Source organism: Micromonospora ferruginea, from assembly GCF_013694245.2.
Taxonomy (GTDB): Bacteria; Actinomycetota; Actinomycetes; order Mycobacteriales; family Micromonosporaceae; genus Micromonospora; species Micromonospora robiginosa.
This window is the reverse complement of the sequence record NZ_CP059322.2, coordinates 5,098,961-5,119,211: the sequence shown is the minus strand read 5'-3', so window position 1 is coordinate 5,119,211 and position 20,251 is coordinate 5,098,961. Positions and strand designations below refer to the sequence as shown.

Below are 20,251 nucleotides of genomic sequence, written 5' to 3'. Positions count from 1 at the left end.
TCCTTCGCCGGTCAGTGGCAGGTGCCCATGCCGGAGTCGGTGAACGTCTTGCCGGCCACCGGGAGGAACTGCCAGGAGTAGGCGTTCGTGGAGAGCGTCAGCTTGAGCACGCCGAACGTGGTGCCGTTCTTGACCTGGCTGTTGGCGGCGGGTTCGGGGAACGACGCCTGGAGCGGGCGACCGCCGGTGCCCACCACGAACTCGCGGATGCCCCGGTCCGGCTCGGCGACGCCGGACGGGCTCTGCGGGGCGAACCGCTCGTACTGGTGGTTGTGGCCGTTGATGACGATCTCCGCGCCGGCGTCGTAGAGCGCCTGGAACAGCGGCCGGACCGCGGCGGACTCCCGGCCGCCGGAGCTGAACAGCGGGTGGTGGTACTGCGCCAGGGTGCAGCGGTTCGGGTGCGCCGCGAGGTCGGCGCGTAGCCACTTCTCCTGCGCCGAGCCGGCCTGGCAGCCGCCGACGCGGGAGCAGTTGGTGTTCAGCACCACGATGTGCCAGCCGGCCTTGTCGAACGAGTAGTAGCCCTTCCCTGGCGGCAGCACCGGACCGAAGTAGTCGAAGGTGGGCTTGGCGCCGGACGTGAGGTAGTCGTGGTTGCCGAGGATCGGCTTGGTGCGGTTCTTGAACTGGCCCCAGGTCGGGTCGTAGCAGTTGGCGAGTTGCGCGGCCGTACCGCTGTCGGTCAGGTCGCCGCCGGCCATCACGGTGCCGGGCTCGCGGGCGATGATCTGCGCGGTCTGCGTGGCGCCGGTGGTGCTGCACGCGGAGATGTCACCGCCGTTGAGGAGCACGTTGTCCCCGGTCGGCGGGGGACCGGTGGTGATGATGAGCATCGGCGCGTGGGTGCCGGACTCCCGGCTGTCGTAGAAGGCGCCGTCCGGGTTGGTGGAGGAGAGCGAGAACGCGACGAGTCCGTTGCCGGTGACCGCGTCGGTGACGTCCAGCTCGTACCAGGTGTTGGCGCGCACGGTGGCGAGCGAGGCGAGCGGCGCGCCGACGGGCGCCGGCCGGTTGGCGTACGTCAGGGTGCTCTCCGACCAGCCGGTGCCGGCCTCCTGTGCGGTGCCGCCGTTCGGGCTGGGGGCGTTGGCGGTGTTCCGCACGTGCAGCCGCAAACGGGCGGTGGAGACCGGGTCGACCAGCCGGCTGACGGTGAACTGGAGGTAGGAGATCCGGGTCGGGGCGGCGCCGACCGCGAGCGAGTTGGTGCTGTTGAAGTTCGCGTTCGGGCTCGACGAGCTGACGTAGCTGTCCTGGCTGGCGGCGAACGGGAAGGTGGTGGTGGCCGCCGACGCCGGTGGCGTGGCGGTGAGCAGCGCCGCGGTGAGCGTCAGGGCGGTCAGCCCGGCGTGGAGAGCGTGCCGTCTCATGGGTTCTCCGTTCCGGCGGCCTCGCGCGTGCCGTCCGGGCAGACCGTGCCGCCTCGTTGCGGAAGCCCAGTGCACGCAACGGAGCGTGACTGAATCGTCACGCGAGCGCCGTGGTCGCGTGACGGTGTCCGCCGGGAGTGGTCGCGCCCGGTCGGCTCAGCCCGTGGTGGTTCCGGTCAGCACCTCGTCCACGCGCCTGGTGATCTGGTAGGCCACCTCGGGCAGGTCGGCCAGGTCGAGGCGGTCGGCCCGCAGTGCGAACTGGGCGTGCAGCTCGCGGGCCACCGCGTCGCGGATCTTCCTCTGGAGCGGGCTGAGGCCGTCGGGGTCGCCCACCACGTACGCGTCGTCCATGTGTCCTTGCCGTTTCATCGACGTGTGTCTATGGTTAACTGAAAGCGCTTTCTCACAGATCGTACGCATCGAAAGGTGAAACCGGATGAGACGTAAAGTCGCCACGCGCTGGCTGACCGGCGGTGCCGCTGCGGTCGCGGGTGCCGTCGTCGCGCTGGCGTTGCACGTTCCCAGCGCCTCGGCCGCCACGAACCTCAGCCTCGGTGCCGGCGCCGACGGCTCCAGCAAGGCCAGTGGCACCAGCTACGGCAACGTCATCGACGGCAACGCCGGCACCTACTGGTCGCCGAGTGGCTCGACCGGCACGATCTCGGTCAAGTGGGGCAGCGCCACCACGGTGTCCTCGGCCGTCATCGTGCCCGCCTCGGGCGGCGGCTCGATCAGCGGCTGGCAGCTCAAGAACCACGACACGGGCGCCGTCCTGGCCAGCGGCGGCAGCGCCCCGAGCACCATCAACTTCTCCTCGACGTCGCTGAAGAAGATCTCCCTCGTCATCACCAGCGCGTCCGGCACCCCGCGGATCGCCGAGTTCGAGACGTACGCCAGCGGCGGGTCGACCCCGACCAGCGGCCCGACCGGTGGCCCCACCGGCGGTCCGACGTCCGGCCCGACCGGCAACCCGGGCACGCCGACCGGTGCGTGGCCGTCGTCGACCGGCTCGGTGAGCATCTCGAGCACGGTCAACGTCTCCGGCACCTTCGACGGCGGGATGAAGACCTACTGCTGCATGGGTGACGGTGGGCAGGGCGAGTCGCAGGACCCGATGTTCAAGATCGCCAACGGCGGCACCCTGCAGAACGTCATCCTCGGTTCGCCCGCAGGTGACGGCGTGCACTGCGAGGGCACCTGCACGATCCGCAACGTGTGGTGGAACGACATCGGTGAGGACGCCGCCACCTTCAAGCAGACCAACGGCGGCACGTCCTACGTCATCGGTGGCGGCGCGCGCAGCGGCAGCGACAAGACCTTCCAGCACAACGGCAACGGCACGGTCAACATCTCCGGCTTCTATCTCAAGGGGACCGGCAAGCTGTACCGCGCCTGCGGCAACTGCTCCACCTCGTACACCCGTCACGTGCGTATCGACAACGTCCTCGTCGACGACATCGACATGCTCGCCGGCATCAACAGCAACTGGAACGACACCGCGACGATCACTCGTGTGGTCGTGATCGGCTCGGCCACCATCTGCGGCAAGTACAAGGGTGTGGCCAAGGGCAGCGAACCCAGCTACCTCGGTGAGGGCTGGAACGACGCCAACTGCAAGGTCAACCGAAGCGACGTCATCTTCCGGTAGTTGTGTTCACCGAAGGGGCACCCACCGCTCGGTGGGTGCCCCTTCGGCGGCTGAGGTTCACCCGCCGAACCAACCGGGGACGTCGAGGCGGAACACGTCGGCGGGGACCATCCGGCGCAGGTCGTCCTCGATCGCGGCGACCCGGTCCGCGCCGAGCGTGGCCGCCCAGCGATCGCGCAGCGCGTCGAACACGACCGCGGAGCGGTGCAGCCCGTCGTGGCCACGGGCGGTCATCCGGACCAGCTTGCGGCGCGCGTCGGCCGGGTCGTCCACCCGTTCCAGGTAGCCGAGCGCGACCAGCCGGTCCACCGTCTTCCCGGCGGCCTGCTTGGAGACGCCGAGGCGTTGCCCGAGGTCGGAGGCGGTGGTGCCGGCGGGGCCGACGGCCTGGAGGACGAAGCCGTGCGCCGGGCGCAGCTCGGTGTGCCCGTGCCGGGCCAGTTCGGCGTGCAGGTCGTCGATGAGCGTGCGGAAGCCGGCGAGCAGCAGCAGCGGCAGCGCGAAGCCGGGGCGGTCAGGCGTTGCCATCTTCGACAACCACGTTTACTATTTGGTCAACCACGTTGACTATCTTACGAGAGGGGACGCGAGATGTCCCGCTTCACCGCGTACGACACCGAGACCGCACCCGCCGCCGCCCGTCCGGTGATGGCCGGTGTCCGCCGCACGCTGGGCCACCTGCCGGCCGCCGTCGGTCTGATGGCCGGCTCGCCCGAACTGCTCAAGGGCTTCCTCGCCGCCAACGCGGCGTTCGAGGCCACCGACCTCGACCCGGTCGCCCGCGAGGTGGTCGTGCTGACCGTCGCCACCCGCAACCGGTGCCACCTCTGCGTCGCCATGCACACCGCGACGCTCACCCGGCACGGCGCCGAGCCCGCGCTGATCGACGCGCTGCGGGCCGGCGAGGCGCTGCCCGAGCCCCGCCTGGAGGCGCTGCGCCGGTTCACCGTCGCCGTGCTCGACCACCGGGGCGCGGTGGGCGACCCCGCGCTGGACGCCTTCCTCGCCGCCGGCTGGCAGCCACGGCACGCGCTCGACGTCGTGCTCGGCGTCGGCACGTACACCATCTCGACGTTCGCGAACCGGCTCACCGCCGCGCCGGTCGACGAACCCCTCCAGCAGTACGCCTGGACGCCGGCCGCCTGAGCCGGGCCTCACCGCAGGAACGGCAGCAGGAGGGCGGCGAGCTTCGCCGGCTGCTCCTCGAAGAGCCAGTGGCCGCAGTCCTCGACCACCGCGCCGGTGACCTGGTCGGCATAGCGGCGGACCTGCTCGGCCACCTGCCCGCCCAGGCTGGCCTGCGCGCCGATGGCGAGCACCGGCATCGGCAGCTTCGTGCCCCGGTACGCCGTGTTGTCCGCGACGTCCTGGCCGAACGCCCGGAAATAGCCGAAGCTGGCCCGCAGGTGCGCCTCGTCGCGCAGGTGTCCCGCGTACTCCTCGATGTCGTCCGGGCCCAGGCTGCCCTTGATCGCCATGATCGAGTCGGTGAACCGGTCGACCCAGACCGCCTCCCGGCCGGCGACGAGTTGCTCGGGCAGGCCGTTGGCGAGGTTGAAGAAGCCGAAGTTCCACACCGCCGGGCCGGCTTCGGTCAACGCGGGGATCGTGTAGATGCTCTCGTCCGGGATCGGCGCCTCGCTCAGCACCAGCCGGGCGACGGAGTCGGGGTGGGCGGCCGCGTAGGCGTACGCGACCATGGTGCCGAGGTCGTGGCCGACCAGCCGGATCTCCTCGGCCAGGCCGAGGTCGGTGAGCAGCCGGTGCAGGTCGGCGGCGACCGTCCTCTTGTCGTACCCGCCGGGTGGGGCGTCGCTGGCCCCGAAGCCGCGCAGGTCCGGGGCGATCACCTCGTACGACCTGGCCAGCTCCGGCAGCAGGTGCCGCCACATGCGCCAGCACTGGGGGTAGCCGTGCAGCAGCACCAGCGTGGGCCCCCGGCCGCCCCGGACGTAGTTCCAGGCCACCTCGCCGACCTGTGCCCGCTGCTCGGTGAACCCCGCTGGCACCCGTTCGCCGCCCATGCCGCCGACTACCCGACCGCCGGGATGTTAAGCGGGGGCCCCGCCTCTACCGAATGCGTTAAGAAGGGGCCCCTCCTTACACCCCAGCGGGGTGGGGGAGGATGGGGTGATGCGTGGGTTCCCGTACAACGACCTCAAGGACTTCCTCGCGGCCCTGGAGCGCGCGGGCGAACTGCGCCGGGTGAGCGTCCCGGTCGACCCGACGCTGGAGATGAGCGAGGTGGTCACCCGCACCGTCCGTGCCTCGGGGCCGGCCCTGCTCTTCGAACGGCCCACCCGGGGCGAGATGCCGGTCGCGGTCAACCTGTTCGGCACCGAGAAGCGGATGGCGATGGCGCTCGGCGTCGAGCGGCTGGACGAGATCGGCGAGCGGATCGGCGAGATGCTCAAGCCGGAGCTGCCGCAGGGCTTCGCCGGCATGATGGGCGGGCTCGGCAAGGTGATGCAGCTCAAGTCCATGCCGCCGAAGAAGGTGAAGACCGCCCCCTGCCAGCAGGTGGTCTACCGGGGCGACGACGTCGACCTCAACCGGCTGCCCGGGTTGCAGGTCTGGCCGGGCGACGGCGGCATCTTCCACAACTTCGGGCTGACCCACACCAAGCACCCGGAGACCGGCAAGCGCAACCTCGGCCTCTACCGGCTCCAGCAGCACGGCCGGAACACGCTCGGCATGCACTGGCAGATCCACAAGAACTCCACCGCGCACCACGCGGTCGCCGAGCGGCTCGGCCAGCGGCTGCCGGTGGCGGTCGCCATCGGCGCCGACCCGGCGGTCGCCTACGCGGCCAGCGCGCCGCTCCCCGCCGACATCGACGAATACCTGTTCGCCGGGTTCCTGCGCGGCGAGCGGGTGGAGATGGTCGACTGCCTGACCGTCCCGTTGCAGGTGCCGGCGCACGCGCAGATCGTGCTGGAGGGCTACCTGGAGCCGGGCGAGCGGCTGCCCGAGGGCCCGTTCGGCGACCACACCGGCTTCTACACGCCGGTCGAGCCGTTCCCGGTGCTGCACATCGAGGCCATGACCATGCAGCGCGACCCGGTCTACCACTCGATCGTCACGTCCCAGCCGCCGCAGGAGGACCACGGCCTCGGCAAGGCCACCGAGCGGATCTTCGCCCCGCTGCTGCGCTTCCTGATCCCGGACATCGTCGACTACGACCTCCCGGCCGCCGGCGTCTTCCACAACTGCGCGATCGTGTCGATCCGCAAGCGCTATCCGAAGCACGCGCAGAAGGTGATGAACGCGATCTGGGGCGCGCACATGATGTCGCTGACCAAGCTGATCGTGATCGTCGACGAGGACTGCGACGTGCACGACTACAACGAGGTCGCGTTCCGCGCCTTCGGCAACGTCGACTACGCCCGCGACCTGCTCCTCACCGAGGGGCCGGTGGACCACCTCGACCACGCGTCCTACCAGCAGTTCTGGGGCGGCAAGGCGGGCGTCGACGCGACCCGCAAGCTGCCCGAGGAGGGCTACTCCCGGGGCTGGCCGGAGGAGATGCGGATGTCCCCCGAGGTGGTCTCCCTGGTCGACAAGCGCTGGCAGGAGTACGGGATCCGATGACCGCCGTCGCGGAGCGACCCGGACGGGTCACGTCCTTCCTCAAGCTGGTCGCGATCGAGCACTCGGTGTTCGCGCTGCCGTTCGCGTACCTGTCCGCGCTGACCGCCATGCAGGTGACCGGCGGGCGGGTGCGCTGGCTCGACCTGCTGCTGATCACCGTGGCGATGGTCGGCGCGCGGACGTTCGCGATGGCCGCCAACCGGATCCTCGACCGTCGGATCGACGCCCGGAATCCGCGTACCGCCAACCGGGAACTCGTCACCGGGGCGGTGAGCGTGCGTACGGCCTGGACCGGCGCGGCCGTCGCGCTGGTGGTCTTCCTGGCCGCCGCCGCCCTGCTCAACCCGCTCTGCCTGGCGCTCGCCCCGCTGGCCGTGGTGCCGCTGGTGGTCTATCCGTACGGCAAGCGGTTCACCGACTGGCCGCACGCCATCCTCGCGGTCGCCCAGGCGGTCGGGCCGGTCGGCGCCTGGCTGGCGGTCACCGGCACGCTCGCCGGCTCCGGCCCGGCGTGGCTGCTCGGCGCCGCGGTCGGCCTGTGGATCGGCGGGTTCGACCTGATCTACGCCTGCCAGGACTCGGAGATCGACCGCGAGATCGGGGTGCGCAGCGTCCCGGCCCGCTACGGCCGGCGGTTCGCACTGCACGCCTCCACGGTCGCGCACGTGGTGACGTTCGCGCTGTTCATCTGGTTCGGCGCGCTCGTCGGCTTCGGCTGGCTCTGGTGGATCGGGCTGGCGTTCACCGCGGTCGCCTTCGGCTACCAGCACCTGGTGGTCAGCCCCACCGACCTGAGCAAGGTCAACCGGGCGTTCTTCACCGCCAACGGCTTCGTCGGCATCGTGCTGTTCGTCTTCGCGCTGCTCGACCTGGTGCTCCGGCTCGACCTGCGGCCCTGACCCGACCGGGGCCCGGCCGGGTCGGCCGCCCGCCGGTCAGGGCGTCGCGGCGGCCGGGTAGCGGGCGCTCTCCAGCGTCCAGTCGACCGTGCCGCGCACCGCGGCGGCCACCCCGTCGAGGTGGGCGATGACCGCCTCGTCCAGCGCCGGGCCGAACGACGGCACCGCCGCGCGCAACGCCATGAAGCGACTCATCTCCGCCCGCCAGTGCTCGGCCACCAGGTCCACCGCGACCGGCAGCGGCACACCCCGCTCACCGGCCACCGCGAGCACCAGGTTGTGCCCGCCACCGGTCGCCAGGTCGCGCTCCAGCGAGGCGACGTCGTTGAACCAGGAGAGCAGGTCGTTGCCGAGGTCGGCGTGGCGGCGCAGCGCCGGGTGGTGGTAGACCGCGTCGGGCAGCGGCCGGCCGGCGGCGAACTCGATCAGCGGATACGACACGTACGCCGCCGAGGTGGCCCGACGCAACCGCACGTACTCGGCCACGCCGGGGGGTCGGCCGGCCGAGGTGGCGGCCGACTCCCGGGACACGCCGTCGAGGTGGTCGGCCACCGCGTCGGCGAAGCGCAGCCGCCAGCGGGCCGGCATCCGGCGACGCGGCTCCCGCCACGCCTGCACCAGCAGCCGGCGCAGCGGGCCGGAGAAGCCGGGATGGCGGGCCCGGGGACCGTCACGCAGCAGCGCGAGCGTGCCGTCGCGCAGCGCCCGGATCTGCGCCGGGGTCATCCGGTCGCTGCCGTCGCAGGCGTCGTCGACCAGGAAGAACCAGGTGAACAGCGCGGTCAGCACCCGCAGGTCGGGCTCCGAGGCGTCCGGGTAGAGCCGTCCCGCGTACCTGGCGAAGCCGGCCCGGGCCAGCCGGCGGCGGGTGCCCGGGTCCAGTGGCAGGCCGAGCCGGTCGAGCCGGCCGACCAGCCAGACCTGCACGTCGTCGGCGTACGGGGAGAGCCGGGGCGGGACGGGGCAGTCGGAGCGCAGCGCGCGCAGCACCGCAGCCGTCATGACCGGGGCCCTTCCGTGGAGGGGGATCGCCGGACAGAAGAATCCCATGTCGCGGGAAGCCCCGTCGACCCGTCGGACATTTGGCCTGGCAGGCTTGACGGCATGCGCGAACCATGGGTGGTCGGCGTCTCCGGCGCCTCCGGGACCCCGTACGCGGCGGCGGTCGTCCGCGGCCTGCTCGACGCCGGCCAGGCGGTGGACCTGATCGTCTCCCGAGCCGCCCGGCTCACCGTCCTCGACGAGACCGGCCGGTCCTTCCGGGACGCGCACTGGGCCGAGGACCTCGCCGCCTGGCTCGACCGGGACCTCGCCGACGCGGACCTGCGGCACTGGCCCGCCGGCGACCTGGCGGCCGGACCGAGCAGCGGCTCCTACCGGGTACGCGGCATGGCGGTCGTGCCGGCCAGCACCGCGGCCTGCGCCGGCATCGCCATCGGGCTCTCCAAGGACCTGCTGCAACGGGCCGCCGAGGTGAACCTCAAGGAGCGCCGGCCGGTCGTGGTGGTGCCCCGGGAGACCCCGGTGACCCGTAGCCACCTGGAGCACCTCATCGCGTTGCTCGACGCCGGCGCGGTGGTGCTGCCGGCCAGCCCGGGCTTCTACGGCGCCGGGGCGACGGCCTCCGCCGCGCAGTTGGTCGACTTCGTGGCCGGCAAGGTGCTCGACGCGCTCGGCGTCGAGCACACGCTGTTCCGGCGCTGGTCCGGTGAGCTGGCCGCGGGCCGCCGGGAGGCCGACCCGGCCTGACCGTGGGCCATCGACCGGCTGGGGCGCGGCCCGACCCCCCGGTCGGACCGCGCCCCACTCGCTCAGTACATGCCGGCGTTCGCCGGGCCGGGGCCGGTCGAGGCGGTCGGGCCCATGTTGCGCGCCTTGCCCATGTCTTCCGCCTCGTCCAGCATGCCCTCCCCCTCCAGCAGGGCCCGCACCTCGGATTCCCGAAACCGGCGATGCCCGCCTGGAGTCCGGATGCTGCCGATCCGGCCGGCCGCTGCCCATCTGGTCACGGTCTTCGGGTCAACCCGAAACAGCGCAGCGACCTCACCCGGTGTCAGCAGGCGATCTCCAGTGTCCACAGCCCCCTCCTCGCGTCGACGAAGCCCCCGGCTGAACACACTGCCCCCGGCCGGTGCGAGCCCAGAGCCGTCATGAGGGACGTATGGCAATTACAGCACCAGCGACCGGGCGTGTCCGCCAAACGCGAAAAACGCACACAGTGAGAAAGTTAGTAAATGGTACCGGCGGAGAACGTCCGTGACCGCGCGTTTGTGAATGGCGACGTCACGTCACGTTCAACGGGTGCCGACCACGTCGGGTCAGGCCCAAAACGATAGGGTCACTCTCCGTGGACACGATCGACCTGAGCCTCGTGGAGCTGCTGCGCGGAAACGCCCGCCTGTCGTACGCCGAGCTGGCCCGGCAGGTCGGCCTCTCCGCGCCCGCCGTGCACGAGCGGGTCGGCAAGCTGGAGTCCGGCGGCGTGATCCGCGCCTACCGGGCCGAGGTCGAGCCGGAGGCCGTCGGGCTCGGCGTCACCGCGCTGATCGGCATCGTGGAGAACTCCGACGCGGACACCGACGACGTGCTGGAGGCGTTCCGCCAGATCCCCGAGATCGAATCCTGCTACTTCATGGCCGGAGTCGAATCGTTCCTGCTCAAGGCGCGGGTGGGCACCATCGCCGAGCTGGAACAGTTGATCGTGCGGTTGAACCGCACCCCGGGCGTCGCCTCCACCCGCACCGGCATCGCCCTGTCGACCAAGTGGGAGAACCGCCCCCAGCCGCTCGAACCCCCGACCGCCTGAGACTGGCCCCACCGCCGTGCCGGCGGTTAGCGTGCGCCGATGACGACCACGACACCCGGTGCCGCCGTGGTGACCGGAGCGGCCGGCGGGCTGGGCCGCGCGCTCGCCGCCGCGCTGCACGCCGACGGCTGGCGGGTGCTGCTAACCGACGTCGACGCCGCGGCGGCGGCCGACGCCGCCGGGCCGCTGGGCGGCTGGTCCCGACCCCTGGACGTCCGCGACGAGGCGGCCTGCGCCGCGGTGGCCGCCGAGGCGGCTGGCGCGCCGGGCGGGCTCGGGCTCTGGGTGAACAACGCCGGCATCCTGGTCACCGGTCCCTCCTGGGCGCACGACGCGCCGACCCGACGCCGGGTGGTGGAGGTCAACGCGCTCGGCGCGATGAACGGCACGCTGGCCGCCGTGGCGGTGATGCGCGACCAGGGCCACGGGCACGTGCTCAACGTCGTCTCGCTGGCCGGGCTGATCGCGGCGCCCGGCGAGACCGTCTACGCGGCCAGCAAGCACGCGCTGCTGGCGTTCAGCCTCGGCACGCTGAGCGACCTGCGGATGGCCGGCGTCCGGGGCGTACACGTGTCGTGCCTGTGCCCGGACGGGATCTGGACGCCGATGCTGCACGACAAGCTCGACGACCCCGGCGCGCTGGCCTCCTTCACCGGGGCGCTGCTCACGCCCGAGCGGGTCGCCGCCCGGGCGGTACGCCTGGCCCGCCGCCCCCGCCCGGTGGTCAGCCTGCCGCGCTGGCGCGGCGCGCAGGTGCGGCTGCTCGACGCGTACCCCCGGCTCGCCCTGGCCCTGACCCCGGTGGTGCGGGCCGCCGGCCGGGCCGGGCAGCGCCGGCAGGCGCGCCGGGTCCGGCCGGAGGCGAGCCCGCCTCGCTTGTAACGTTGCCGGCGTGACTCATCTCGACAGGTGTGACGAGGCCGGCCGGCGCTGGCTGACCGAGGCGATCGCCACGGTCGAGGCGGACGCCAACCGTTCCGCCGACACCCACCTGCTGCCGTTCCCGCTGCCCCGGGAGTGGGGGATCGACCTCTACCTCAAGGACGAGTCGGTGCACCCGACCGGCTCGCTCAAGCACCGGCTGGCCCGGTCGCTGTTCCTCTACGGCCTGTGCAACGGCTGGATCGGCCGGGACACCACGGTCGTCGAGGCGTCGTCCGGGTCGACCGCGGTCTCCGAGGCCTACTTCGCCCGGATGCTCGGGCTGCCGTTCATCGCGGTCATGCCCGCCTCCACCTCGCCGGAGAAGATCGCCCAGATCGAGTTCCAGGGCGGGCGCTGCCACCTGGTCGCGGACCCGGCCAAGGTGGTGATCGAGGCGCGCTGGCTGGCCGAGGACACCGGCGGGCACTACATGGACCAGTTCACCTACGCCGAGCGGGCCACCGACTGGCGGGGCAACAACAACATCGCCGAGTCGATCTACGCCCAGCTCGCGCTGGAGCGGCACCCGGTGCCGGCCTGGATCGTGGTGGGCGCCGGCACCGGCGGCACCAGCGCCACCATCGGCCGGTACGCCCGCTACCGCCGGCTGCCCACCAAGCTGTGCGTGGTGGACCCGGAGAACTCCGCGTTCTACCCGGCCTGGCAGGCCGGCGACTGGTCGGTCCGCACCGACCGCGGCTCCCGCATCGAGGGCATCGGCCGGCCCGGCGTCGAGCCGTCCTTCCTGCCCAGCGTGGTGGACCGGATGGTGCAGGTGCCGGACGCCGCCTCGCTGGCCGCGATGCGGGCCGGCTCGGCCGTGCTCGGCCGCCGGGTCGGCGGCTCCACCGGCACCAACCTCTGGGGCGCGTTCGGCCTGATCGCGGAGATGATCGCGGACGGCCGGACCGGCTCGGTGGTCACGCTGATCTGCGACCCGGGCGACCGCTACGCCGACACCTACTACTCCGACGAGTGGGTGGCCGCGCAGGGCCTCGACCTCGGACCGCACCTCGCCGCCGTCGACCGGTTCCTGACCGACGGCACCTGGCCGGCCTGAGCGGTCAGCGGTCCCCGACCCGCTCGGCGAGCCCCGGATAGCGCACCACGAACCCATCCGGGTCGACCTCCAGGTCGGCGGTGAAGGTGCCGCTGGCGAAGCGGACCCGGGCCGGGCCGAGCGACGTGTAGACCTGCTCGGCCGGCACCACGGCCAGACCCGGCAGCAGCACCCAGGCGACCGTCACGCTGGTGGCCAGGTCGGCGGGGAGCCGACCCAGCCCGATCCGGCGGATCGGCAGCGTGTTCGTCAGCGGGGAACCGCCCAGGTCGACGTCGAGCACCTCGGCCAGCCGGCCCGGGTCGTCCGTGCCCGGCAGGCCCGCCGGTGGGTGCCCGGCCGCGCGCAACGCCGCGTCCAGGTCGCCCTCCTCACCGGTACGCACCCGCCACCCGTCCCGACCCCGCTCCAGCCGTACGCTCCGCGCCCAGCCGGCGCCGTCCGCCTCGACCTCCAGCCGGTTGGTCGACCAGTCCCGTGCGATCGTCAGGCGGTACCGGCAGGTGTAGGGGATCGGGTCGACCGCCAGCGCCACGCCGTGCGCGGTCAGCCCCTCGCGGTCGTCGAGCACCACGTGCTCGGAGCCGGCGGTGTCGGTCCTGGTCCAGAAGAGCGACTTCGGCATGGACCGGACGTTACGCGAGCCGGCGGCCACCGGCAGCGGATGCGCGAACGCCGCCGCCGAGCGGGTGCTCGACGGCGGCGTCCAGGTGGTCTCGCGAATCAGTGGGTACGCGCCGGCGGGCGCCCGCCGAAGCCACGCCGGTCGTCGCGCGGCCGGTCGTCCCGCCCCCGGCCCTCGGAGCGGAACCCGCCCCGCCGGTCGGCCTGGCCGTCGCGGTCGCCGAACCGGCGCTCGCCCTGGCCGTCGCGGCTGCCGAACCGGCGCTCGCCCTGGCCGTCGCGGTCGCCGAAGCGGCGCTCGCCCTGCGGGCGGTCCTCGTGCCGTCGCTCGCCGAAGCCGCGACCACCGGTCGGCCGGTCGTAGCCGCGCTCGCCCGCCGGTCGGTCGCCACCGGGCCGGCCCTGCTCCGCGCGCTCGCCGAAGCGGCGCTCCCCGGCCGGACGGCCGCCGAACCGGTCACCGCGGTCGTCGAACCGACGCTCACCGAAGCGCCGGTCGTCCCGGCCCTCGGGCCGGTCGAAGCGCCGATCGCCACCGAACCGGTCACCGTGACCGCGCTCGCCGGTGGGCCGGTCGCCGTAGCGACGCTCGCCGCGCTCGCCCGCCGGACGGCCGGTGTAGCCGCCGCGCTCACCCGCCGGCCGGTCGCCGTAGCCACCGCGCTCGCCCGCCGGACGGTAGCCGCGCTCGCCGGTCGGCCGGTCGCCGTAGCCGCCCCGCTCGCCCGCCGGGCGGTCCCGGAAGCCGCGCTCGCCGGCGGGCCGGTCCCGGAAGCCGCCGCGCTCGCCCGCCGGCCGGTCGCGGAAGCTCCGCTCGCCGCGGCCGTCGAAGCTCCGGCCGCCCCGGTCGAAGCCGCGCCCGTCCCGGTCGCCGAAGCGGCGAGGGCCACCGCGACGCGGCTCCGGCTCCTCGCGCACCGGCACGCCACTCGGCTCGCGGGCGCCGGTCAGCTCGGCCAGCGCCTCGTCGCCGGCGCGGACCCGCGCCTGGGACGGCTCGACGCCCGCCTTCTCCAGCATGGCCAGCGTGGTCCGCCGCTGCTTCGGCAGGACCAGGGTCGCCACCGCGCCGGACTCGCCGGCCCGGGCGGTGCGGCCGGCCCGGTGCAGGTAGTCCTTCGGGTCCTTCGGCGGGTCCACGTGCAGCACCAGCGAGACCCCGTCGACGTGGATGCCGCGGGCGGCCACGTCGGTGGCGACCAGCACGCTCGTCCGGCCCTCGCGGAACTCGGCAAGCGTCCGGGTGCGCATCCGCTGGGTCTTGCCGCCGTGCAGGCCGCCGGCCCGCACGCCGACCGCGCTGAGCTGCTCGACCAGCCGGTCGACGCCGAGCTGCGTACGGGCGAAGACCATGGTGCGGCCGTCCCGGGCGGCGATGGACGCGGTGACCGCGAACTTGTCGTGCGGCGGGATCAGCAGCAGGTGGTGGTCCATGGTGGACACGGCGGCCGTCGCCGGCGCGGTCGAGTGGGTGACCGGGTCGGTCATGAACCGCTTGACCAGCGCGTCGACGTCGTTGTCCAGGGTGGCCGAGAAGAGCAGCCGCTGGGCGTCCGCGGGCGTCTTCGCGAGCAGTTCGGTGACCTCGGGCAGGAAGCCCATGTCGGCCATCTGGTCCGCCTCGTCCAGCACCGTGATCTCGACGTCGTCGAGCCGGCAGACACCGCGCGTGATCAGGTCGCCGAGCCGTCCCGGCGTGGCCACGACGATCTCCACGCCCCGGCGCAGCGCGTCGATCTGCCGGTCGTAGGGCACGCCGCCGACCGCGGTCTTCAGGAAGATGCCGATCGACTTGCCCAGCGGCACCAGCGCGTCGTTGACCTGCATGGCCAGCTCACGCGTGGGGACCAGGATCAGGGCGCGGGGGTGCAGCGGCCGGGCCCGGTTGCGCTCGGCGAGCCGGCCGAGCACCGCCAGGCCGAAGGCGAGCGTCTTGCCCGAGCCGGTCTGGCCCCGGCCGAGCACGTCACGGCCGGCGAGCGCGTCCGGCAGGGTGGCCCGCTGGATCTCGAACGGGGTGGTGATGCCCTGTCGGGCGAGCGCCTCGACCAGCGGCCCGGGCAGGCCGAGCGAGGCGAAGTCGGTGGTGTCGGTGGTCGGGTCGACGGACGGGGACGTGCCGGAGTCAGCGAAGGTGGTCAAGAAATGCCTTTCGAGCGGGGCGCATCTTCGCGTTGGCCCGCCACGGCTCCGTTACCGCCGCCGAATCGCCCGCAAGATCGCCCATGGGCGCGCAGTCGCCGCGCGCCGGGTCAGTGATCCCGACAAGTGTACGGCGATCCGCCGACACGGCCACCGCACCGCGCGGCCGTAGTGGGCGGACTCACCCCGTCAGGGGGCCGGCATCGCGCCGGTCAGCCCGCTCAACGCGTCGTTGGCCAGGAAGACCACGAACAGACTGATGGCGATCAGCACCGTGAGCGCCACCGCGAGCACGACGATGACCTTGGCGTTGCTGGTCCGGGTCGTCGGGGCGTCCTCGGACCAGCCCTGCGCCAGGATGTGGCCGGTCAACGAACCGGAGTTCTCCAACGGGCTACCCTGCGGGAACGAGACGGTGTTGAAGCCCGGGCCCTCGGTGCCGCCGTACGCGGTTCCGGCCAGGTCCTGACCGCCCGACTGCGGACGTACCGGACGGGTGGCCTCGACGTTGCGGGCCGGAGCGGCCGGCGGCGGCCAGGTCGGCAGCGCCGGGCCGGGCACCACCGGCGGCGGGGGCGTGGCGGTCGGCGGAGGCGACGCGTACGTGCCCGCCCAGGCCGGCGGCGTCCCGGCGGCCCCGGCCATCGCCGGCGGCGGCGGGAACGGCGGCGCGGGCATCGGACCCGGCGGCGACGGCGGCGGAGGCACCAGCGGTCCCGGTGGCGGCGTGGGAGGCCCGGGCACCGGTGGGATCGGCCCGTTCGGGTCCGGTCCCGGACCCGGATTCGGCCCGGGCACCGGAGACGGCGTGGGCACCGGCGGGCCGGGCATCGGAGGCGTCGGGCGGAGCGGTGGCTCCGGCTCGGGAACGGGCGGCGCGGGCGGCGTCGGGCCCGGAACCGGGGTCGGTGCCGGCTCGGGTTCGGGGCCGTGCGGCGTCGGCGGCTGCGCCGGCTCCGGTGGCTGGGCCGGCTCCGGCGGCTCCGGGCTGACCGGGCCGGCCCGGTAGACCTTCGCGGCGGCGGGAGCGGCCGCCACCGAGGCCGCGACCTCGTCGGCGGTCACCCGGCTCAGGCCCGGCACCGACGCGCTGGCCCGGGCGGCCGGCGGTTCGGTACGCGGAGCGACAGCGGCCCGCCCGGCGGCCACCCGTTCGCCGGAGCGGTGCGGTGGAGCACCGCCCGCCGGGGCATCGTCCGACTGCCGTGGCGCGGGCACCTGGGCGGCCCCGGAGATCCTCGGCGCCACCGAGGAGCCGCCGGTCGCGCCCGGGTGGGCGTCGTCGCGGGCGGAGACCGGGTGGTCGGTGGCGTCGACGCCGGTCGGGTCCGGGCCGGTCGGCTCCGAGAGGGCCGGATTCGTGCCGGCCGGATTCGGGCCGGCTGGGCTCGCGTCGACCGGGTCCGGGTCGGTCGAGTTCGCGCCGGCGGAGCTTGCGTCGGCTGGGCTCGTGCCGGTCAGGTTCGCGTCGGCGGAGCTTGCGTCGGCCGGGCTGACGTCGGCCGAGGGCGTATCGGCCCGGCCTGCGTCGGTTGCGCTGGGGTCAGCGGCATTCGTACCGGCTGGGCCGGGATCGGCCGGGGCCGGCATCGGCGGGCCGGCGCTGGAGCCGGGACGGGGTGCCGCGAGGCTGCCGGCCGGCGCGGAGCCGAGCGGCGTGGGGTCGGGCGTCGGACGCTCGGCATCGTCGAGACGGGGTGCCGCGAGGCTGCCGGCCGGCGCGGAGCCGAGCGGCGTGCGCTCGGGGGCCGCACGGTCGGCATCGTCGGCCGAAGCCGAAGCCGGCCGCTCGGCGGCGGCGAAGGCGGACCAGCTCGTCGGCGGGACGGTCGCGCCGGGACGGCGACGGTCGAGCGGTGGCGCGGCCTCCGCCGGAGCGCCCGCCCGATAGGTGGTGGCGCTGGCCGGCGGCCCGGGACGTTCGTCACCAGGCGGTGGCGGCACGGCCGCACCGGCCACGCTCACCCGGGCCCGTGCCACGGCCACCGGCGCCGCCGGGCGCTCGTCGGCGTCAGCGGCAGGGTCGGGCGTCGATCCCGGGTGGACCGCTTCCGCCGGAACCTCGTGCTCGCCCATCTCGCCCTCCGCACCCACGCTCGCCCCCGGCCGTGGCGCCGGCCGGAAGTGCCTGGATCTCACCGTGCCACATTCCGGCCCGGGAACACAGTCGGAGCGGGCGGTTGGGTCAGCCGGCGCTGGTCGGGCTCGCGGACTCGCTGCCCGCCGCGCTCTCGGTGGGCTTCGCCGCGCTGCTCGACGGCGCGGCGGCGCTCTCGGTCGGCGCCGCCGAGGTCGTGCTCGGCTCGGCACTGGGGGTGCGGCTCGGGGTCGGGCTCGGCGAGTCGGACGGGCTCGGCGTCGTGGGCGGCGTGGTGCTCGTCGACGGGGTGGGCGTCGGGCTGGACTTGGTCGGCTTCGGAGTCGGCTTCGGCGTACCCGTGGGCTTGGGCGTGCCGGTCTTCGTCGGCTTCGGGGTCGGCTTCGGCTTCGGCGGGTTGGTCGGCACGGTCGGGGCCGGCACCGGCGTGGCCGGGGCGGGGACGGCGCCGACCACCCGGGTCGCCGCGTAGAGCCGGGACCAGCGGACGACGGAGATCTTCACCACGTCGCCGGTCCGGGGCGCCTCGACCATCTTGCCGTTGCCGATGTACATCGCCACGTGGTGGATGCTCGTCCAGCTACTGCTGGAGGCGAAGAACAGCAGGTCGCCCGGGAGCAGCGCGTTCGGGCTGACGGTGCGGGAGCGGGTCGCGAAGTACTGGTCCCGGGAGACGCGCGGCAGGCCCCGGTAGCCGGCCGCCTGGTACGAGGCGAGCATCAGGCCCGAGCAGTCGAACCGGTCCGGCCCCTCGGCGGCCCAGAGGTAGGGGTCGCCGAGCTGGGCGAGGGCGTAGCGCACGGCGTCGAACGCCCGGGGGTCGGCGACCAGGCCGTTGATGCTCTGGTTGACGACGTACGGGTTGCCGCGCTGCTGCTCGGCGGCGTCCTCCCGGCGCTCGATCTCGAGCAGCTTGGTGGCGTTGTCCCGGCGCAGCTTGAGCAGCGCCGCCTCCTGCTTGTGCAGGTCCGTCTCGACCCGGGTGAACGCCGCGGTCTTCTCGGTGACCCGCCGCTGGACCGAGGCGTGCGCCTCGCGGGCGACCCGCTCGGCGTCGGTGGCGCGCAGCAGCTCACCGGTCACCGACGTGCTGGCGCCCTCGGCCTTGTCGCCCCGGGTGATCCGCTGGAGGTCGCTGAACTGGCGCAGGCTGGCGCCGAACTCGCCGGGCGGCAGCGCGGCGTCGGCCTTGACCGCGTTGGCGGCGGCGCTCTTGGCGTTCTCCTGGGCGCGGGCGAGTGCGGCCTGTGCCTCGGTGAGTCGACCGAGGGCCGCGGTCAGCTCGGTCTGGGCCGCGTCACGCTCGCCCTTGACCCGCAGCAGTTCCTCGCCGAGTTGGGCGACCCGGGCGTCGACCTGGTTGATCTGCGCGATCAGCGGGCCGTCGGCCGGGTTGGTGACGCCGGTCGTCGCGCCCGGCACACCGCCCGGCACCGTGCCGCCGGGAATCGTCGCGCCGGGGACGGCGCCCGCCGTGGTGGGCAGTTGGAGGCTGCCGGCGACCTGCGGCCGGGAGCCGGCGCTGGGGACGGTGTCGGGCAGCGGATCGGCCCAGGCGGGCGTGGCGAGCGCCGCGGCCGCGACCGCCCCGAGCAGGGCGGACCAGAGCGTTGGGCGCAGCACCGGTGAGATGACCGGTGGCCGGCTCCATCGCCGTCGGGCCTTGGTGCTGTCGACCATTCCGCTCCCCGTCCGGTCTGGTGCGCGCCACGCGTCGTGGGCGTGATGAGACAGGACGGCACTGGTGTGTGTTCCGCCCCACTCTTGTCTTACCTCACCGCCGCAGCGATGTCGATGTGCGGAGGGTGACGGGCGGTGAACTGGGTCGCTGTGGTCGACCGCGTCGGCGGTCCGTTCGACCCGCGACGTACGCTCGATCGGGACCCCAGGTGGAAGGACGTGGCTCTCGGATGGACGCCGGACTCAAGCGCGAGCTCGAAGCGAAGGTCTACGCGGGGGAACGGCTCACCCGCGAGGACGGCATCGCGCTCTATGCGAGCGACGACCTGACCTGGCTGGGCCGGCTGGCCCACCACAGGCGTACCGAACTGAACGGCGACCGGGTGATGTTCAACGTCAACCGGCACCTCAACCTGACGAACGTCTGTTCCGCCTCGTGCGCGTACTGCTCGTTCCAGCGCAAGCCGGGCGAGAAGGACGCCTACACGATGCGGATCGACGAGGCGGTCCGCAAGGCCAAGGAGATGGAGGACGAGCAGCTCACCGAGCTGCACATCGTCAACGGCCTGCACCCGACGCTGCCCTGGCGCTACTACCCCAAGGTGCTGCGCGAGCTGAAGGCCGCGCTGCCGAAGGTCAACCTCAAGGCGTTCACCGCGACCGAGGTGCAGTGGTTCGAGAAGATCAGCGGGCTCACCGCCGACGCGATCCTCGACGAGCTGATGGACGCCGGGCTGGAGTCGCTGACCGGCGGCGGCGCGGAGATCTTCGACTGGGAGGTCCGGCAGCACATCGTCGACCACGCCTGCCACTGGGAGGACTGGTCGCGGATCCACCGGCTGGCCCACTCGAAGGGCATGAAGACGCCGTCGACGATGCTCTACGGGCACATCGAGGAGCCCCGGCACCGGGTGGACCACGTGCTGCGGCTCCGCGAGCTGCAGGACGAGACCGGTGGCTTCCAGGTCTTCATCCCGCTGCGCTACCAGCACGACTTCGTCGACTCGGCGGACGGCAAGGTCCGTAACCGGATCCAGGCCAGCACCACGATGGCGTCGCCGGCCGAGTCGCTCAAGACGTTCGCGGTCTCCCGGCTGCTGTTCGACAACGTCCCGCACGTGAAGTGCTTCTGGGTCATGCACGGGCTCTCGGTGGCCCAGCTCTCGCTCAACTTCGGCGTGGACGACCTGGACGGCTCGGTCGTGGAATACAAGATCACCCACGACGCCGACTCGTACGGCACGCCGAACACCATGCACCGGGACGACCTGCTCCACCTGATCTGGGACGCGGGCTTCCGCCCGGTGGAGCGGAACACCCGCTACGAGACCGTCCGCGAGTACGACGCCGCCCCGTCGATGGCCGACCGCCGCTCCGAGCCGCAGCAGGTCTGGGCCTGAGCA

Annotated in this window: 19 protein-coding genes; 9 read left to right on the top strand and 10 right to left on the bottom strand. The window is 73.5% G+C overall.

Annotated features, from left to right (window positions below):
- Nucleotides 1-11 precede the first annotated feature (11 nt).
- Nucleotides 12-1,373 carry a CBM96 family carbohydrate-binding protein gene (locus H1D33_RS22520; RefSeq protein WP_181571265.1) on the bottom strand — a complete coding sequence of 454 codons (1,362 nt, stop codon included), beginning with the start codon at nucleotides 1,371-1,373 and terminating at the stop codon, nucleotides 12-14.
- A gap of 156 nt (nucleotides 1,374-1,529) precedes the next feature.
- On the bottom strand, nucleotides 1,530-1,745 hold the full coding sequence (locus H1D33_RS22515) for a hypothetical protein (protein WP_246411927.1): 216 nt from the start codon (nucleotides 1,743-1,745) through the stop codon (nucleotides 1,530-1,532).
- Between the two features lie 67 nt (nucleotides 1,746-1,812).
- On the opposite strand from H1D33_RS22515, the gene H1D33_RS22510 reads away from it, so the two are divergent.
- On the top strand, nucleotides 1,813-3,024 hold the full coding sequence (locus H1D33_RS22510) for a pectate lyase (RefSeq protein WP_181571266.1): 1,212 nt from the start codon (nucleotides 1,813-1,815) through the stop codon (nucleotides 3,022-3,024).
- Between the two features lie 57 nt (nucleotides 3,025-3,081).
- Here the strand turns inward: H1D33_RS22510 and H1D33_RS22505 are convergent, their stop codons facing one another.
- The gene (locus tag H1D33_RS22505) at nucleotides 3,082-3,552 is read right to left on the bottom strand and encodes a MarR family winged helix-turn-helix transcriptional regulator (RefSeq protein ID WP_181571267.1); all 471 of its coding nucleotides are present in this window, start codon (nucleotides 3,550-3,552) and stop codon (nucleotides 3,082-3,084) included.
- A 63-nt stretch (nucleotides 3,553-3,615) separates the two neighbouring features.
- On the opposite strand from H1D33_RS22505, the gene H1D33_RS22500 reads away from it, so the two are divergent.
- Complete coding sequence (locus H1D33_RS22500; protein WP_181571268.1) at nucleotides 3,616-4,170, top strand: carboxymuconolactone decarboxylase family protein; 555 nt, start codon at nucleotides 3,616-3,618, stop codon at nucleotides 4,168-4,170.
- Nucleotides 4,171-4,178: 8 nt separating this feature from the next.
- Here H1D33_RS22500 and H1D33_RS22495 read toward each other — a convergent pair whose 3' ends face one another.
- The gene (locus H1D33_RS22495) at nucleotides 4,179-5,048 is read right to left on the bottom strand and encodes an alpha/beta fold hydrolase (RefSeq protein WP_181571269.1); all 870 of its coding nucleotides are present in this window, start codon (nucleotides 5,046-5,048) and stop codon (nucleotides 4,179-4,181) included.
- A 109-nt stretch (nucleotides 5,049-5,157) separates the two neighbouring features.
- Between H1D33_RS22495 and H1D33_RS22490 the strand changes: the two genes are divergently transcribed.
- Nucleotides 5,158-6,615, top strand: a complete 1,458-nt coding sequence (locus H1D33_RS22490; protein ID WP_181571270.1) for a menaquinone biosynthesis decarboxylase — start codon at nucleotides 5,158-5,160, stop codon at nucleotides 6,613-6,615.
- A complete protein-coding gene (gene mqnP / locus H1D33_RS22485) occupies nucleotides 6,612-7,514 on the top strand; it encodes a menaquinone biosynthesis prenyltransferase MqnP (protein WP_181571271.1) in 903 nt (300 codons plus the stop codon). Before H1D33_RS22490 ends, mqnP begins: the two co-directional genes overlap by 4 nt.
- A gap of 36 nt (nucleotides 7,515-7,550) precedes the next feature.
- Here the strand turns inward: mqnP and H1D33_RS22480 are convergent, their stop codons facing one another.
- The gene (locus H1D33_RS22480) at nucleotides 7,551-8,516 is read right to left on the bottom strand and encodes a terpene synthase family protein (protein ID WP_181571272.1); all 966 of its coding nucleotides are present in this window, start codon (nucleotides 8,514-8,516) and stop codon (nucleotides 7,551-7,553) included.
- A 102-nt stretch (nucleotides 8,517-8,618) separates the two neighbouring features.
- Between H1D33_RS22480 and H1D33_RS22475 the strand changes: the two genes are divergently transcribed.
- On the top strand, nucleotides 8,619-9,263 hold the full coding sequence (locus H1D33_RS22475; RefSeq protein WP_181571273.1) for a UbiX family flavin prenyltransferase: 645 nt from the start codon (nucleotides 8,619-8,621) through the stop codon (nucleotides 9,261-9,263).
- 62 nt (nucleotides 9,264-9,325) lie between these two features.
- On the opposite strand, the gene H1D33_RS22470 is transcribed toward H1D33_RS22475, so the two are convergent.
- Entirely contained in the window at nucleotides 9,326-9,592 is a 267-nt protein-coding gene (locus tag H1D33_RS22470; protein ID WP_013473529.1) for a BldC family transcriptional regulator, read from the bottom strand.
- Between the two features lie 269 nt (nucleotides 9,593-9,861).
- Between H1D33_RS22470 and H1D33_RS22465 the strand changes: the two genes are divergently transcribed.
- Genes H1D33_RS22465 through cds1 form a run of 3 tightly spaced genes read left to right on the top strand, consistent with a single transcriptional unit; the run spans nucleotide 9,862 to nucleotide 12,304 of the window.
- Nucleotides 9,862-10,320, top strand: coding sequence for an Lrp/AsnC family transcriptional regulator (locus H1D33_RS22465; protein ID WP_181571274.1), 459 nt, complete (start codon nucleotides 9,862-9,864; stop codon nucleotides 10,318-10,320).
- 39 nt (nucleotides 10,321-10,359) lie between these two features.
- Nucleotides 10,360-11,202 (top strand): SDR family NAD(P)-dependent oxidoreductase, encoded by an 843-nt coding sequence (locus H1D33_RS22460; protein WP_181571275.1) that lies wholly within the window; start codon nucleotides 10,360-10,362, stop codon nucleotides 11,200-11,202.
- Nucleotides 11,203-11,212: 10 nt separating this feature from the next.
- The gene (gene cds1 / locus H1D33_RS22455) at nucleotides 11,213-12,304 is read left to right on the top strand and encodes an L-cysteine desulfhydrase Cds1 (RefSeq protein WP_181571276.1); all 1,092 of its coding nucleotides are present in this window, start codon (nucleotides 11,213-11,215) and stop codon (nucleotides 12,302-12,304) included.
- A gap of 4 nt (nucleotides 12,305-12,308) precedes the next feature.
- Here the strand turns inward: cds1 and H1D33_RS22450 are convergent, their stop codons facing one another.
- The 4 genes from H1D33_RS22450 to H1D33_RS22435 all read right to left on the bottom strand — a co-directional run bounded on the left by H1D33_RS22450 (nucleotide 12,309) and on the right by H1D33_RS22435 (nucleotide 18,848).
- Nucleotides 12,309-12,929 (bottom strand): putative glycolipid-binding domain-containing protein, encoded by a 621-nt coding sequence (locus H1D33_RS22450; protein ID WP_181571277.1) that lies wholly within the window; start codon nucleotides 12,927-12,929, stop codon nucleotides 12,309-12,311.
- A gap of 98 nt (nucleotides 12,930-13,027) precedes the next feature.
- The gene (locus H1D33_RS22445) at nucleotides 13,028-15,070 is read right to left on the bottom strand and encodes a DEAD/DEAH box helicase (RefSeq protein WP_181571278.1); all 2,043 of its coding nucleotides are present in this window, start codon (nucleotides 15,068-15,070) and stop codon (nucleotides 13,028-13,030) included.
- A 189-nt stretch (nucleotides 15,071-15,259) separates the two neighbouring features.
- Complete coding sequence (locus H1D33_RS22440; protein ID WP_181571279.1) at nucleotides 15,260-17,146, bottom strand: hypothetical protein; 1,887 nt, start codon at nucleotides 17,144-17,146, stop codon at nucleotides 15,260-15,262.
- Between the two features lie 109 nt (nucleotides 17,147-17,255).
- Nucleotides 17,256-18,848 carry a C40 family peptidase gene (locus tag H1D33_RS22435; protein ID WP_181571280.1) on the bottom strand — a complete coding sequence of 531 codons (1,593 nt, stop codon included), beginning with the start codon at nucleotides 18,846-18,848 and terminating at the stop codon, nucleotides 17,256-17,258.
- Nucleotides 18,849-19,078: 230 nt separating this feature from the next.
- Here H1D33_RS22435 and mqnE point away from each other — a divergent pair, with 230 nt between their 5' ends.
- On the top strand, nucleotides 19,079-20,248 hold the full coding sequence (gene mqnE, locus H1D33_RS22430) for an aminofutalosine synthase MqnE (RefSeq protein WP_181571281.1): 1,170 nt from the start codon (nucleotides 19,079-19,081) through the stop codon (nucleotides 20,246-20,248).
- Nucleotides 20,249-20,251: the final 3 nt, after the last annotated feature.